Source organism: Streptomyces sp. NPDC094147, from assembly GCF_044764265.1.
Taxonomy (GTDB): Bacteria; Actinomycetota; Actinomycetes; order Streptomycetales; family Streptomycetaceae; genus Streptomyces.
Genome location: NZ_JBIWHT010000001.1, coordinates 397,263 through 411,552 on the forward strand (window position 1 = coordinate 397,263; position 14,290 = coordinate 411,552).

The 14,290-nt window shown below is 67.9% G+C and carries 14 protein-coding genes; 4 read left to right on the forward strand and 10 right to left on the reverse strand.

Annotation, left to right across the window (positions count from 1 at the left end; translation table 11 throughout):
- Nucleotides 1-52: 52 nt before the first annotated feature.
- From ACIQ8J_RS01840 to ACIQ8J_RS01855, 4 genes are all read right to left on the reverse strand, one after another.
- Nucleotides 53-1,678: a cytochrome bc complex cytochrome b subunit gene (locus tag ACIQ8J_RS01840; RefSeq protein WP_403263792.1), complete on the reverse strand. Its 1,626-nt coding sequence runs from the start codon at nucleotides 1,676-1,678 to the stop codon at nucleotides 53-55.
- Entirely contained in the window at nucleotides 1,675-2,724 is a 1,050-nt protein-coding gene (locus tag ACIQ8J_RS01845; RefSeq protein ID WP_403263794.1) for a Rieske 2Fe-2S domain-containing protein, read from the reverse strand. Before ACIQ8J_RS01845 ends, ACIQ8J_RS01840 begins: the two co-directional genes overlap by 4 nt.
- A complete protein-coding gene (locus tag ACIQ8J_RS01850) occupies nucleotides 2,721-3,530 on the reverse strand; it encodes a c-type cytochrome (protein ID WP_403263796.1) in 810 nt (269 codons plus the stop codon). The genes ACIQ8J_RS01845 and ACIQ8J_RS01850 overlap by 4 nt, the downstream gene beginning before the upstream one ends.
- A 67-nt stretch (nucleotides 3,531-3,597) precedes the next feature.
- Nucleotides 3,598-4,218 carry a heme-copper oxidase subunit III gene (locus tag ACIQ8J_RS01855; RefSeq protein WP_399049900.1) on the reverse strand — a complete coding sequence of 207 codons (621 nt, stop codon included), beginning with the start codon at nucleotides 4,216-4,218 and terminating at the stop codon, nucleotides 3,598-3,600.
- Nucleotides 4,219-4,405: 187 nt separating this feature from the next.
- On the opposite strand from ACIQ8J_RS01855, the gene ACIQ8J_RS01860 reads away from it, so the two are divergent.
- Nucleotides 4,406-4,807, forward strand: a complete 402-nt coding sequence (locus ACIQ8J_RS01860) for a hypothetical protein (RefSeq protein WP_403263798.1) — start codon at nucleotides 4,406-4,408, stop codon at nucleotides 4,805-4,807.
- Between the two features lie 2 nt (nucleotides 4,808-4,809).
- Here ACIQ8J_RS01860 and ACIQ8J_RS01865 read toward each other — a convergent pair whose 3' ends face one another.
- The 4 genes from ACIQ8J_RS01865 to coxB form a co-directional block, all read right to left on the reverse strand.
- Entirely contained in the window at nucleotides 4,810-6,063 is a 1,254-nt protein-coding gene (locus ACIQ8J_RS01865; RefSeq protein ID WP_403263800.1) for an Ig-like domain-containing protein, read from the reverse strand.
- 117 nt (nucleotides 6,064-6,180) lie between these two features.
- Nucleotides 6,181-6,579 carry a cytochrome c oxidase subunit 4 gene (locus ACIQ8J_RS01870; protein WP_403263802.1) on the reverse strand — a complete coding sequence of 133 codons (399 nt, stop codon included), beginning with the start codon at nucleotides 6,577-6,579 and terminating at the stop codon, nucleotides 6,181-6,183.
- Nucleotides 6,576-8,318, reverse strand: a complete 1,743-nt coding sequence (gene ctaD, locus ACIQ8J_RS01875; protein WP_403263804.1) for a cytochrome c oxidase subunit I — start codon at nucleotides 8,316-8,318, stop codon at nucleotides 6,576-6,578. Before ctaD ends, ACIQ8J_RS01870 begins: the two co-directional genes overlap by 4 nt.
- On the reverse strand, nucleotides 8,315-9,280 hold the full coding sequence (coxB, locus tag ACIQ8J_RS01880; RefSeq protein WP_403263806.1) for a cytochrome c oxidase subunit II: 966 nt from the start codon (nucleotides 9,278-9,280) through the stop codon (nucleotides 8,315-8,317). The genes ctaD and coxB overlap by 4 nt, the downstream gene beginning before the upstream one ends.
- A 273-nt stretch (nucleotides 9,281-9,553) precedes the next feature.
- Between coxB and ACIQ8J_RS01885 the strand changes: the two genes are divergently transcribed.
- Nucleotides 9,554-10,933: a cysteine desulfurase/sulfurtransferase TusA family protein gene (locus ACIQ8J_RS01885; RefSeq protein WP_403263807.1), complete on the forward strand. Its 1,380-nt coding sequence runs from the start codon at nucleotides 9,554-9,556 to the stop codon at nucleotides 10,931-10,933.
- A gap of 3 nt (nucleotides 10,934-10,936) precedes the next feature.
- Here the strand turns inward: ACIQ8J_RS01885 and ACIQ8J_RS01890 are convergent, their stop codons facing one another.
- Nucleotides 10,937-11,911, reverse strand: a complete 975-nt coding sequence (locus ACIQ8J_RS01890; RefSeq protein ID WP_403263808.1) for a carbohydrate kinase family protein — start codon at nucleotides 11,909-11,911, stop codon at nucleotides 10,937-10,939.
- A 132-nt stretch (nucleotides 11,912-12,043) separates the two neighbouring features.
- Between ACIQ8J_RS01890 and ACIQ8J_RS01895 the strand changes: the two genes are divergently transcribed.
- Both ACIQ8J_RS01895 and ACIQ8J_RS01900 read left to right on the forward strand, forming a co-directional pair.
- Nucleotides 12,044-12,250 (forward strand): hypothetical protein, encoded by a 207-nt coding sequence (locus ACIQ8J_RS01895; RefSeq protein ID WP_403263810.1) that lies wholly within the window; start codon nucleotides 12,044-12,046, stop codon nucleotides 12,248-12,250.
- Between the two features lie 114 nt (nucleotides 12,251-12,364).
- Nucleotides 12,365-13,798, forward strand: a complete 1,434-nt coding sequence (locus tag ACIQ8J_RS01900) for a hypothetical protein (protein ID WP_403263812.1) — start codon at nucleotides 12,365-12,367, stop codon at nucleotides 13,796-13,798.
- Nucleotides 13,799-13,887: 89 nt separating this feature from the next.
- Here the strand turns inward: ACIQ8J_RS01900 and ACIQ8J_RS01905 are convergent, their stop codons facing one another.
- Nucleotides 13,888-14,244: an iron-sulfur cluster assembly accessory protein gene (locus ACIQ8J_RS01905; protein ID WP_030933606.1), complete on the reverse strand. Its 357-nt coding sequence runs from the start codon at nucleotides 14,242-14,244 to the stop codon at nucleotides 13,888-13,890.
- Between the last annotated feature and the right edge of the window lie 46 nt (nucleotides 14,245-14,290).

The window sequence follows — 14,290 nt, forward strand, 5'->3', positions numbered from 1 at the left end:
GCAGGGGCCGGGCCGGAGCCTCGGTTGTGGCGACCGTCAGGTCAAGCAGGGATCAGTGGTGGCCGTGGCCGCTCGTGATCTCTTCGTACTCCTCGGCCGTCGGCTTGGGGATCTGGTTGCCCTCGCCGTAGTAGCCCTTGCTGAGCTTGGCGCGCAGCTTCTGCGTCCGCGACACCTTGCGGGCGACACCGTTCTCGTCGACCTTCGGGCCGATCTCGGCCGGCTTGTACTGCTCGTGCGCGGTGAGCTTGTAGAGCGCGGCGGCGTCCAGCGGCTCGTGGATCTCCACGAACTCACCGTGCGGCAGCCGCTTGATGATGCCGGACTCGCGTCCGTGCAGCACCTTCTCGGCGTCGCGCCGCTGCAGACCCAGGCAGATCCGCTTGGTGGCGACGAACGCGAGGACCGGTGCGACGAAGAACGCGATCCGGACGAACCAGGTGATGACGTTGATCGACAGGTGGAAGTGGGTCGCCCAGAGGTCGTTTCCACCACCCATGAGCAGCACCATGTACCAGGTGATCCACGCGACACCGAACGCGGTACGCGTCGGGGCGTTGCGCGGCCGGTCCGCGATGTGGTGCTCGCGCTTGTCGCCGGTGACCCAGGACTCGATGAACGGGTAGACCGCGATGGTCGCGAGGACCAGCGGGAAGATCATCAGCGGGATGAACACGCCCAGGACGAGCGTGTGACCCCAGAGGTTGATCTCCCAGCCCGGCATGACACGGATCAGGCCTTCGGAGAAGCCCATGTACCAGTCGGGCTGGGCACCGGTGGACACCTGGTCCGGACGGTAGGGGCCGATCGCCCAGATCGGGTTGATCGTGGCGATCGCCGCGATGGCCGCGATGACACCGAAGACCAGGAAGAAGAAGCCTCCGGCCTTGGCCATGTAGACCGGCAGCAGCGGCATGCCGACGACGTTCTTGTTCGTACGTCCCGGACCCGCGAACTGGGTGTGCTTGTGGTAGAAGACCAGGATCAGGTGAGCCACCATCAGGCCGAGCATGATGCCCGGCAGCAGCAGGATGTGGATCGAGTAGAACCGGGCCACGAAGTCCCCGCCGGGGAACTCGCCACCGAAGAGGAAGAACGAGATGTACGTGCCGACCACCGGCATGGAGAGGATCGCGCCCTCCATGAAGCGGACGCCGGTGCCGGAGAGCAGGTCGTCCGGGAGCGAGTAACCGGTGAAGCCGGTGAACATGCCCAGGACGAACAGCAGGAAGCCGAACAGCCAGTTGACCTCACGCGGCTTGCGGAACGCACCCGTGAAGAACACGCGCATCATGTGCACGAACATGCCGGCGAGGAAGATCAGCGCCGCCCAGTGGTGGATCTGCCGGATCAGCAGACCACCGCGCACATCGAAGCTGATGTGCATGGTCGAGTTGAACGCCTCGGACATGCTCATGCCCTGCAGCGGTACGTACGAGCCGTCGTAGACGACCTCGTTCATGCTCGGGTGGAAGAACAGCGTCAGATACACACCCGTGAGGATGATGATGATGAAGCTGTACATGCAGATCTCGCCGAGCATGAAGGACCAGTGGTCCGGGAAGATCTTGCGCATGTTGGCCTTGGCCAGGGAGTAGATCCCGAGCCGGCCGTCCGCCCAGTCCGCGATCCGCTCACCGGCGGGCGCTTCGCGCCGTGCGTCTGTCGTGGTGCTCATCCGCGCTCCCAGAAGGCAGGACCGACGGGCTCTTCGAAGTCGCCGAGCGCTTCGAGGTATCCCTCGTCATTCACACCGATCCGCAGCTGCGGAAGGGCGTGACCGGCCGGGCCGAAGATGACGCGGGCGCCGTCGGAGAGGTCGAAGGTGGACTGGTGGCACGGGCAGAGCACGTGGTGCGTCTGCTGCTCGTACAGAGAGATCGGGCAGCCGACGTGGGTGCAGATCTTCGAGTACGCGACGATGCCCTGGTGCGACCATTCGAGCTCGCGCTTGTCCTTGATGTCCTCCGGCTTGATCCGGACGAGCATCAGGGCGGCCTTGGCGATCTGCGTCTGGAAGTCGTGCGCGTCCTCCTCCAGGCCCTCGGGCTTGGCGAAGGTGAGCGAACCGACCGTCAGGTCCTCGGGACGCAGCGGCTCGTTGGTGTTCATGTTGATCAGGGCCTTGCCCTTGGACCACATGGTGTGCCGCAGCTTGTCCTCGGGCAGCGTGCCCAGGTCGCGCAGGAGCATCACACCGGAGAGCGGCACCATGGCGAGCGCGCCGAACATGGTGTTGCGGATCAGCTTGCGCCGTCCGAAGCCGGACTCGGCCGCGCCCTGCTTGAAGTCGGCCAGTACCTGCGCCTTGACCTCCGGCGGGGCCGCGATCTCGTGGCGCTCGGCCGGCATCTCGACATCCGACATCAGGGTGCGGGCCCAGTGGACCGCGCCCGCGCCGATGCAGAACAGCGCGACGCCCAGGGTCAGACCCAGGGAGAAGTTCAGCGCGCTGACATGCCCGAACGGGAAGATGTAGATGATCTTGTCGGACGGAAACGTCACGTACGAGGCGATGAAGGCGACCGTCGCGACCATCGACAGGAGGAACATGAACGCGACCGCGCGCTCGGAGCGCTTGGCCGCCCGCTCGTCGATGTCCTGGATGCGCGGCTTGTGGGCCGGCAGTCCCGGGTCGGCGAACGGGTCCTCCGCCGTCTCTACCGCGCCGTGCGCGGTGGCCTGCGCTTCGGGCAGGTTCTCGGAATTCTCTTGGCTACTCATGACTTCTTGGCCTTAGCGGTGTGGGCCGCGACCCAGATGGCTACTGCGATGAGGGCACCCAGACCGAAGATCCAGCCGAACAGACCCTCGCTGACCGGGCCGAGCCCGCCCAGCTTGAGCCCACCCGGGCTCGGGGTCTGGTCACTGTTGACCGCGTGCAGGTAGGAGATGATGTCCTGCTTCTGCTTCTGCGGCATCGTCGTGTCCGGGAAGGACGGCATGTTCTGCGGGCCGGTCTGCATGGCCTCGTAGATGTGCTTGGGGTCCACGTCCGCCAGGCTGGGGGCGAACTTGCCGTTGGTCAGGGCACCGCCCTCACCCGTGACGTTGTGGCACTGGGCGCAGTTGGTGCGGAACAGCTCGCCACCCTTGGCGATGTCCGCACCGTTCGGGTTGTACTGCTCCTTGGTCGGCGCGATGGGGCCGGCGCCGAGCGAAGCGACGTACGCCGCGAGCTGGTCGATCTCGCTCTGCGAGTAGATGACCTTCTTCTTCGGCACCTGCGCGCCGGGCTGCTGCGCCGGCATGCGGCCGGTGCCGACCTGGAAGTCCACGGCGGCCGAGCCGACGCCGACCAGGGACGGGCCGTCAGTGGTGCCCTGACCGCCGGTTCCGTGGCAGCTGGCGCAGCCGACGGAGTAGAGCTTCTTGCCCTCGTCGATGGCGAGGGACTGGGCGGTTTCGTCAGCCTGCGCCTTGCCCGCGGGCGCGAACGCGGTGTACAGCCCCCCGGTGGCCGCCAACGCGAGGAGTAGGACGACGACCGCCGCCAGCGGATGGCGTCGTCGTGCGGAGAGCTTTTTCACGGATTACCCCGGTGTCAGGATCTTCTGCGTCGATGCTGGATGTGTGGTGCGGACCTACGGGCCCGGATTACTGGATCAGGTAGATCGTGGCGAAGAGGCCGATCCACACGACATCGACGAAGTGCCAGTAGTAGGACACGACGATGGCGGCTGTCGCCTGCTCGTGGGTGAACCTCTTGGCCGCGTACGTCCTGCCGAGAACCAGCAGGAAGGCGATCAGACCGCCCGTCACATGCAGTCCGTGGAAGCCCGTGGTCAGGTAGAACACCGAGCCGTAGGGATCCGAGGACAGCGAGAGGCCGTCCTTCTTCACCAGCTCGGTGTACTCGAAGACCTGGCCGCCGATGAAGATCGCACCCATCACGAACGTGATGATGAACCAGGTGCGGAGCTTCTTCACATCGCCCCGCTCCGCGGCGAAGACGCCGAGCTGGCAGGTGAGGGAGGAGAGCACCAGGATCGTGGTGTTGGTCGCCGAGAACGGAAGGTTCAGGGCCGAGGCCTTCTCTGACCAATGCGCGGCACCCGTTACCGATCGCAGAGTGAAGTACATCGCGAAGAGGGCCGCGAAGAACATCAGCTCGGAACTCAACCAGATGATGGTTCCGACGCTGGTGAGGTTCGGCCGATTGACCGACGGGTGCGCGTGCCCGGTTTCTACTGTCGTTGCTGTCGCCACGACCGACATTATGTCGGTCGCTTATCCCGCCCTCACTCCGGGGGGTGCCGTTCGGTGTGTCAGCGGCGTGTGCAGGGCCCGAACGGCCCATCGAAGGGCTGTCCGAACCGGTGTTGACGGGCAGTCGGACGGAGTAGCATCCGCGCATCGGTTCATGAGCCAACGTCGGCGAAAACGCCGGACCTTCGGAGGATCCATGCAGTCGAGCGCCACCGTTCTGGTCTACAGCGACGACGCGAACACCCGGGCTCAGGTGCGGCTCGCGGCCGGGCGCAGGCCCGCCTCCGACGTGCCGCCGGTCGAGTACCTGGAGTGCGCGACGCTGCCGGCGGTCCTCAAGGAGCTGGACCGCGGCGGCATCGACGTCTGCGTCCTGGACGGCGAGGCGGTCCCCGCGGGCGGCATGGGCGTGTGCCGGCAGCTCAAGGACGAGATCTTCCAGTGCCCTCCGGTACTGCTCCTCATGGGCCGCCCGCAGGACGCCTGGCTGGCCACCTGGAGCCGCGCGGACGCCGCGGTGACCCTTCCGGTCGAACCGGTCGAATTCGCCGCGGCACTGGCCTCCCTGCTGCGCAAGCGGCTGTCCGTGGGTGCCTGAGCTCACACTCCCGGCCGCAGCCGGGCGGAGTTCACTCGGCTCTGCCCGGCCTTGAGGTCGGCCTGCAGGACGCTGCCCTCGCGCCACTCGTCCCACGACACGTTCCAGTCGCCGTACCCGTTGTCGAAGGGCGTCATGTCCTCGCCGACGCTGTTGACGACCCTGACGATGTCGCCCTCGTTGATGGTCTCGAAGAACCACGCGGCGTTGCCGGTGGACATGCCCGTACAGCCGTGGCTGACGTTCTCGTAGCCCTGCGAGCCGACCGACCAGGGCGCGGCGTGCACGTACTCACCGCTCCAGGTGACCCGGGTCGCGTAGTAGACCGGCAGGTCGTACCCGTCCGAGCTGCTCGACGAGATGCCGACGGTGTCCCCGCGCATGCGTACGAAGTACTGCTTGCCCAGGACGACCTTGACGCCGTTGCGGGTGGAGAATCCGGGCTTTCCGGTGGTGATCGGAATGGTGTTGATCACTTCTCCGTTCCGCTTGACCGTCATGTAGTGCCCGGCGGCGTCGGTGATGGCCTCGACGCGGTCGCCGGTGGTGATCTTCAACGGCTTGGCGGGGCCGCCGTACAGCTTGTCGGCGATCTTCACGCCCTCCAGGTTGGAGTGGACGTTGATGGTGGCGTGGGTGGGCCAGTACTCCTTGGGGCGGTAGTGCAGGATCTTGTCGCCCACCCAGTACCAGTTGCCCTCCACCTTGGGCGTGGACTCGACCCTCAGGGCGCGTTCGACGATCGCGCGGGCCGCCTTGTCCTTGACCGGCTTGCTGAGTTCCGCGGTGATGGGCTGGCCGACGCCGTACTTGCCCGCGTCCGGGCCGAATTCGATCTCCATGGCGTCCTTGACGGCCGCGGTGTCGAACGTCAGGGTGCGCAGCCCCGGGGAGCCGTCCTCGTTCTCCGTGGACACCTTGACGGTGTAGTGCGCGCCGGCCACCAGCGGGGCGGTGGAGTGCCAGCGGCTGCCGTCGGCGGCGAGTTCGCCCGCCAGATAGCGTCCGTTGCCGTCGACGGCCGTGACGTCGGTCAGCCGGCTGCCCTTGGTCTTGGCGGTGACCTCCAGGGGCTTGCCCGGGTCCGCCTTCTGACTGCCCGCCGGGCCGTTGTACCCGACCTGTCCCGCCGCGTCGTACGGCTTGGCCGACAGCGGGTTGGTGCCCGGCCCGCCGCACCCCGTAGCCCCCACACCGAGGGACAGGACCAGCAGGGTGCAGCTCAGTACGGTGCGGATACGCGGTGCGTGGCTCATGACCACACGGTATGAAGATTCGTCAGATCCAGCGCGCCGGGTGACTGCAAACGAGGGGCCCGCCATCTCATACGTGAGATGACGGGCCCCTCGTGGCGCAGTGCGGCGGGCGCGGAACTACTGGTTCTGGTTCTCGCCGCGGTAGTACTCGAACACCCAGCCGTAGAGGCCGACCAGGATCAGCGGCGCCGAGAAGTACAGCAGCCACCAGCCCATGGCGATCGCGAGGAAGGCCAGGGCGCCGCCGATGCCGAGCGAGAGCGGCTGCCAGGAGTGCGGCGCGAAGAAGCCGACCTCACCGGCGTCGTCCGCGACGTCGGCCTCCTTGTCGTCCTGGGCACCCACGTCGACCCGCCGGGCCGTGAAGGCCAGGTAGAAGCCGATCATGACGCTCAGGCCGAAGGCCATGACGAGCGCGGTGGTTCCGGCCGCTTCCTTCGACCACACGCCATACACGACGGCCATGATCAGGATGAAGACGGACAGCCACAGGAACATCTTGCCCTGGATCTTCACTTCCCGGCCTCCTTGCCACCGGCGAGCATCTTGTCACCGTGGACGTCGCCGTGGTTCTCAAGCTGGTCGAGAGCCGCGATCTCCGGGTGGTGCAGGTCGAACGCCGGCGATTCGGAGCGAATGCGCGGCATCGTGAGGAAGTTGTGCCGCGGCGGCGGGCAGGAGGTCGCCCACTCCAGCGAACGGCCGTAGCCCCACGGGTCGTCGACCTCGATCTTCTTGCCGTACTTGGCGGTCTTCCAGACGTTGTAGAAGAACGGCAGGATCGACAGGCCGAGCAGGAACGAGGAGATCGTCGAGATGGTGTTCAGGGCGGTGAAGCCGTCCGCCGCCAGGTAGTCGGCGTAACGACGCGGCATGCCCTCGACACCCAGCCAGTGCTGCACCAGGAACGTGCCGTGGAAGCCCACGAACAGCGTCCAGAAGGTGATCTTGCCCAGCCGCTCGTCCAGCATCTTTCCGGTGAACTTCGGCCACCAGAAGTGGAATCCGGAGAACATCGCGAAGACCACGGTGCCGAAGATGACGTAGTGGAAGTGCGCGACGACGAAGTACGAGTCGGAGACGTGGAAGTCCATCGGCGGCGAGGCCAGGATGACGCCGGTCAGACCACCGAAGGTGAAGGTGATCAGGAAGCCGACGGCCCACAGCATGGGCGTCTCGAAGGACAGTGAGCCCTTCCACATCGTGCCGATCCAGTTGAAGAACTTCACGCCTGTCGGTACGGCGATGAGGAACGTCATGAAGGAGAAGAACGGCAGGAGCACGCCACCGGTGACGTACATGTGGTGCGCCCACACGGTCACGGACAGACCCGCGATCGCGATGGTCGCGCCGATCAGGCCCGAGTAGCCGAACATCGGCTTTCTTGAGAACACCGGGATCACTTCGGAAATGATTCCGAAGAATGGCAGGGCGATGATGTACACCTCTGGATGGCCGAAGAACCAGAAGAGGTGTTGCCACAGGATCGCGCCGCCATTACTGGCGTCGAAGACATGGGCACCGAACTTGCGGTCCGCCTCCAGGGCGAACAGCGCGGCCGCGAGGACCGGGAAGGCCAGCAGGACCAGCACACCGGTCAGCAGGACGTTCCACACGAAGATCGGCATCCGGAACATCGTCATGCCAGGGGCACGCATGCAGATGATCGTGGTGATGAAGTTGACCGAGCCGAGGATCGTGCCGAAGCCGGAGAAGGCCAGACCCATGATCCACATGTCGGCGCCGACGCCCGGCGAGCGGACCGCGTCCGACAGCGGGGAGTAGGCGAACCAGCCGAAGTCGGCCGCGCCCTGCGGGGTGAGGAAGCCACCGACCGCGATCGTCGAGCCGAACAGGTAGAGCCAGTAGGCGAACATGTTCAGCCGCGGGAACGCCACGTCGGGCGCGCCGATCTGCAGCGGCATGATCCAGTTCGCGAATCCGGCGAACAGCGGCGTCGCGAACATCAGCAGCATGATCGTGCCGTGCATCGTGAACGCCTGGTTGAACTGCTCGTTCGACATGATCTGCGTGCCGGGACGGGCGAGTTCGGCGCGCATGAAGAGCGCCATGATGCCGCCGATGCAGAAGAACGCGAACGACGTGACCAGGTACATCGTGCCGATCGTCTTGTGATCAGTGGTGGTCAACCACTTGATGACGACGTTTCCCGGCTGCTTGCGCCGGACCGGCAGCTCGTTCTCGTACGAGTCGTCTGCTGCCGCGGCACCCTGAGATTCGTTGAGGATGCTCACAGTTTGTTCGTCTCCGCGTTCTTGGCGGGGTCGGTCTGAGCGATGCCCGCCGGCACGTAGCCGGTCTGGCCCTTCGCCGCCAGCTCCTTGAGGTGCTGCTGGTAGCGCTCCGGGGAGACGACCTTCACGTTGAAGAGCATGCGCGAGTGGTCGACGCCGCAGAGTTCGGCGCACTTGCCCAGGAAGGTGCCTTCCTGGTTGGGCGTGACCTCGAAGGAGTTGGTGTGACCCGGGATGACGTCCTGCTTCATGAGGAACGGCACCACCCAGAAGGAGTGGATGACGTCGCGCGAGGTCAGCACGAAGCGGACCTTCTCGCCCTTCGGCAGCCACAGGGTCGGGCCCGGGTTTCCGGTCTGCGGGTTACGGGTGCCGGGGATACCGACGTCGTAGACACCGCCCGCGTTCTCCGGGAACGCGGTCTTGAACCGGTCCGGGATCGCGGCCAGGTTCTTGTCCGTCTTGGCGTCGCCCTTCACACCGGGCACGTCCTCGACGTAGTTGAAGCCCCAGCTCCACTGATAGCCGACCACGTTGACGGTGTGGGCAGGCTTCGGGGACAGCTCAAGGAGCTTCGACTCGTCGCGTGCGGTGAAGTAGAAGAGCACCGAGACGATGATGAGCGGGACCACGGTGTACAGCGCCTCGATGGGCATGTTGTACCGGGTCTGCGGGGGTACCTCGACCTTGGTGCGGCTGCGCCGGTGGAAGATGACGCTCCACAGGATCAGGCCCCAGACCAGCACGCCCGTGGCGAGCGCAGCCGCCCACGAGCCCTGCCAGAGGGACAGGATCCTGGGAGCCTCGTCCGTCACCGGAGTGGGCATACCAAGTCGAGGGAAGTCTTTCCAGTTGTACGAGCAACCGGATGCTGTCGCCAGGACCAGGCCCGCAGTCAGCACCTGCGGCAGCTTCCGCCGCATCGGGCGCCGCGACGAGCGGTCGGAGCCGTTGGGACTCACGTAGCGCCTTCCCGAGAGTCTCGCCCGCGCCGGTCGGCTACGGCCGTCTCGCTGGTCGGTCGCCGCCCTGGCACGCGGGCAGGGGTTTGGATGTTTATGCGGACCAAACCCTACTGGACGCTATTTGGGGTCGCGCGGGGAGGGTGCCCAACGCGCCGCCCGAGTCCCCGAAGGGGTGGAGCCCCGGCGGAATCCCGGCCTCCGGGCGCCATCTGACGGCCCCTCGCATCGGCCGCCGGGCGGTGGGCGGCGGGCCGGGGTTAGCGTGGCCGGGTGCCCTACTTCGACGCGGCCTCCTCGGCCCCCCTGCACCCCGTCGCCCGCCAGGCCCTGCAGGCCTCCCTCGACGAGGGCTGGGCCGATCCGGCCCGGCTCTACCGGGAGGGAAGGCGGGCCAGGCTGCTGCTCGACGCGGCGCGCGAGGCCGCCGCGGAGGCCGTCGGCTGCCGCCCGGACGAGCTCACCTTCACCAGTTCGGGGACGTACGCGGTGCACGCCGGAATTTACGGATCCTTGTCCGGGCGTCGGCGTGTCGGCCGGCATCTGGTGGTGTCCGCGGTCGAGCACTCCTCGGTCCTCCATTCGGCCGCCTCCCACGAGTCCGGCGACGGCTCGGTGACCGAGGTGCCGGTGGACCGTACGGGACGGGTCTCCTCCGAGGCGTACGCCGCGGCGCTCCGCCCGGACACCGCGCTCGCCTGCCTCCAGTCCGCCAACCACGAGGTGGGCACCCTCCAGCCGGTCGCCGAGGTGGCCGAGGCGTGCCGGGCGGCCGGGGTGCCGCTGCTGGTGGACGCGGCGCAGTCGCTGGCCTGGGGGCCGGTCGAGGGCGCCTGGTCGATCCTCGCGGCGAGTGCCCACAAATGGGGCGGACCCGCAGGGGTCGGGCTCCTCGCGGTGCGCAAGGGCGTCCGGTTCGCCCCTCAAGGACCCGCGGACGAGCGGGAGTCGGGGCGGGCGGCCGGCTTCGAGAACATCCCGGCGATCGTCGCGGCGGCGGCCTCGCTGCGTGCCGTACGGGCGGAGGCGGCGGCCGAATCGGAGCGCCTGCGCGGCCTGGTGGACCGGATCCGCACCCGGGTCGTGGAGCTGGTGCCGGATGTGGAGGTGGTCGGCGATCCGGTGCGGCGGCTGCCGCATCTGGTCACCTTCTCCTGTCTCTATGTCGACGGAGAGACCTTGCTGCACGAGCTCGACCGGGCGGAATTCTCCGTTTCATCCGGTTCGTCCTGCACCAGCAGCACCCTGACGCCCAGCCATGTGCTGCGTGCGATGGGGGTGCTGAGCGAGGGCAACGTCCGGGTGTCGCTCCCCCTGGGGACCTCGGCGCAGGACGTCGACCGGTTCCTGGAGGTGCTGCCGGGGGTGGTCGCGTCCGTACGGACCAAGCTCGGGGCGCCGGTCGCGGCGGCCGGGCCCGGCGACGCGGCGGAGTTCGTGGTGGACTCGCTCGGCAAGCTCTGCCCGATCCCGGTGATCGAGCTCGCGAAGGCGATCGGGAAGGTGCCGGTGGGCGGCGTCGTGACCGTGCTGGCCGACGACGAGGCGGCCCGGCTCGACATCCCGGCGTGGTGCGAGATGCGGGGGCAGGAGTACGTGGGCGAACACCCGGCAGAGGGCGGAACCGCCTACCGGGTGCGCCGTACGAACTGAGACCTACTTCAGGTGGGCCCGCACCTCGGCGGCGGCCTCGTCGCCGTACGCCTTGGTGAAGCGGTCCATGAAGTGCGCCCGCCGCAGCGTGTACTCCTGGGTGCCCAGCGTCTCGATGACCAGCGTGGCCAGCATGCAGCCGAGCTGGGCGGCCCGCTCGTGCCCGACGCCCCAGGACAGGCCCGTCAGGAAGCCCGCGCGGAACGCGTCGCCCACGCCCGTCGGGTCGACCTTGGCTTCCTCCTCCGGGACGCCGACGACGATCGACTCGGAGCCGACCTGCTCGATGCGCACACCGCGGGAGCCGAGGGTGGTGACCCGGAAGTCGACCTTGGCGAGGATCTCCGCGTCGCTCCAGCCGGTCTTGGACTCGATGAGCCCCTTCTCGTACTCGTTGGAGAAGAGGTACGTCGCGCCTTCGAGCAGGGTGCGGATGTCGTCGCCGGACATGCGGGCGATCTGCTGCGAGAAGTCGGCCGCGAAGGGGATGGAGCGCGCCTTGCACTCCTCGGTGTGGCGGAGCATCGCCTCGGGGTCGTCCGCGCCGATCAGGACGAGGTCGAGGCCGCCCACGCGGTCGGCGACCGCCTTCAGCTCGATCTGGCGGGCCTCGCTCATCGCGCCCGTGTAGAAGGAGCCGATCTGGTTGTGGTCGGCATCGGTGGTGCACACGAAGCGGGCGGTGTGCAGGACCTCGGAGATCCGCACCGAGCCGGTGTCGACGCCGTGCCGGTCGAGCCAGGCGCGGTACTCGTCGAAGTCGGAGCCGGCCGCGCCGACCAGGATCGGGTTGCCGCCGAGCTGGCCCATGCCGAAGCAGATGTTGGGACCGACACCGCCACGGCGTACGTCGAGGTTGTCGACCAGGAAGGAGAGGGAGACCGTGTGCAGCTGGTCGGCGACCAACTGGTCGGCGAATCGGCCGGGGAAGGTCATGAGGTGGTCGGTGGCGATGGAGCCGGTGACTGCGATACGCACGACGGGGGCGCTCCTGGAAAGGGACGGCGTTGACAGTTCACGCTACCGGGTCGCGGGTGCCGGGCCGACCGGCAGAAACTACCCAATAGTAGGTCTTTCTGCGCATGCCTCCTGGTGCGTACGGTGCGAAGCATGGAAACCAAGATGAGCAGCGGAGCTGTCGGGACGGTCGATCCGGGCCTGGAGGAGCTGCGCGGCGACTGCGCGCGGATGGCTCCGCACTGGGTCGTTCCGGCGAAGGCCGCTCCGGCGCCCGTACCGCCGTCCCTGATCCACGGTGTGACGGTTCCTTCCTCGTCGGTACGGCTGATCGCCGACATGTCCGAATACGGGGACTGAAACGGCCTGATCGCACGGGTGCGGCGCACGGAGGGAACCGCGCGCTCCCCCACTCCGTCCAAGTGGCGTCCCTCGTAAAGGGGATGCGGGATACGACTGGACAGGAGCGATCTGGTGAGCAGCGAGCACACGCAGGACGAACCCCGGCAGCGGCGTTCGCGGCGTTCTCCCTTGATCCTCGCCGCGGTCGCCGTGGCCGTACTGGCCGCGGGAGGCGGCGGGGCGTACTGGGCGTCGACGGCGTCCTCGGGCGGTGGCAGTACGTCACCCGGCGCGGACGGCGCCCCGCCGCCGCTCGCCCTGGACAGCACGGCCGGCGGCGGCCCGAGCGGGATCGCGCCGGGTGAGCCCAACCCCTACGGCGTGGTCTACCGGGCATCGGGCCCGCTGCCCGCGGGCCCCGGCAAGGCGTCCGTGTACCAGCCGCGCGGCACGGTCGGCGAGGCCGAGGTGACCCGGCTCGCGCGGGCGCTGGGGATCGACGGGGCGGTGCGGCTCGAAGGCACCGCCTGGAAGGCCGGGGTGACACAGGACGGTTCCGGCCCTGTTCTGACGGTCAATCAGAAGGCGCCGGGCTCCTGGACGTTCGCGCGGCACGGGAGCGGCGGCTCGGACAACTGCCCCAAGGGCACGATGTGTCCGCTGCACACGACGGGCGCGGACCCCGGCACCGGCACTCCGGTGAGCGAGCAGGCGGCGAAGGCGGCCGCGGCTCCCGTCCTCAAGGCGCTGGGCCAGGACGACGCCAAGCTGGACGCCGGGCAGCTCCTGGTCTCGACCCGGGTGGTGAACGCCGATCCGGTGATCGACGGCCTTCCCACATACGGCTGGACGACCGGCATCCAGGTCGGTCCGGATGGTCAAGTGGTAGGCGGCAGCGGGCAGTTGAAGGCGCCGGAGAAGGGCGCCGTCTATCCGGTGATCAGTGCGGACGAGACGCTGAAGCAGCTCAACAGCCGTGGCGGTGACCAGAAGAGCAAGGTCTGCCACGGTCCGGCGCCGCTGACGGCGGAGCAGAAGGCCGGGGACCCGTGCAGGCCGACCACGCCCTCGACGGCGACGGTCGACCGGGCCGCCTTCGGGCTCGCTTCGCAGTTCGTGGACGGCACCCAGACGCTCGTACCGTCGTGGCTGTTCCAGGTGAAGCCGGCGGACGGCGGGCAGCTGTACACGGTCACCGCTCCGGCGGTGGCCCCCCAGTACCTGATCAAGCCCCCGGCACCGCCGACCGGCGCCCCCGTGCCGGCGCCCTCGGGCTCGACCGGCAAACCGGTTGGCCAGATCCCGGCTCTGGAGTCGTACGCCGTCGCGCAGGACGGCCGCACGCTGACCGTGACGTTCTGGGGCGGGGTGTGCAGCACGTACAGGGCGACCGCCGACGAGAGCGACGGCGGCGTACGGGTCACGGTCACCGGGCACGTCCGGGACCCGAAGAAGATGTGCATCGCGCTGGCCAAGGAGCAGACGGTCACGGTCGAGCTGCACCAGCCGCTCGGGGCGCGTCAGGTGGTCGACGCGGACACCGGCAGGGAACTGCCGAAGAAGTAGCCCGCAGGACAGGGAATTCGACGTCGGACACGACGAAAGGCGGATGCCCCCGAGAACCGGGGGCATCCGCCTTTCGGCTGCCGCGAGGCTTAGCTGAAGGAGTCGCCGCAGGCGCAGGAGCCCGTCGCGTTCGGGTTGTCGATCGTGAAGCCCTGCTTCTCGATGGTGTCCACGAAGTCGATCGAGGCGCCGCCCAGGTAGGGAGCGCTCATGCGGTCGGTCACGACCTTGACGCCGTCGAAGTCCTTGACGACATCGCCGTCGAGCGAACGCTCGTCGAAGAACAGCTGGTAGCGCAGGCCGGAGCAGCCGCCGGGCTGAACGGCGACGCGCAGCGCCAGGTCGTCCCGGCCTTCCTGCTCAAGGAGGCCCTTGACCTTGGCCGCGGCGGCGTCGGACAGGAGGATGCCGTCGCTCACGGTGGTGGTCTCGTCCGATACGGACATCTGCTTCTCTCCCGGGTTGTACGGAGACTGCTTGCCGACGGTTGCA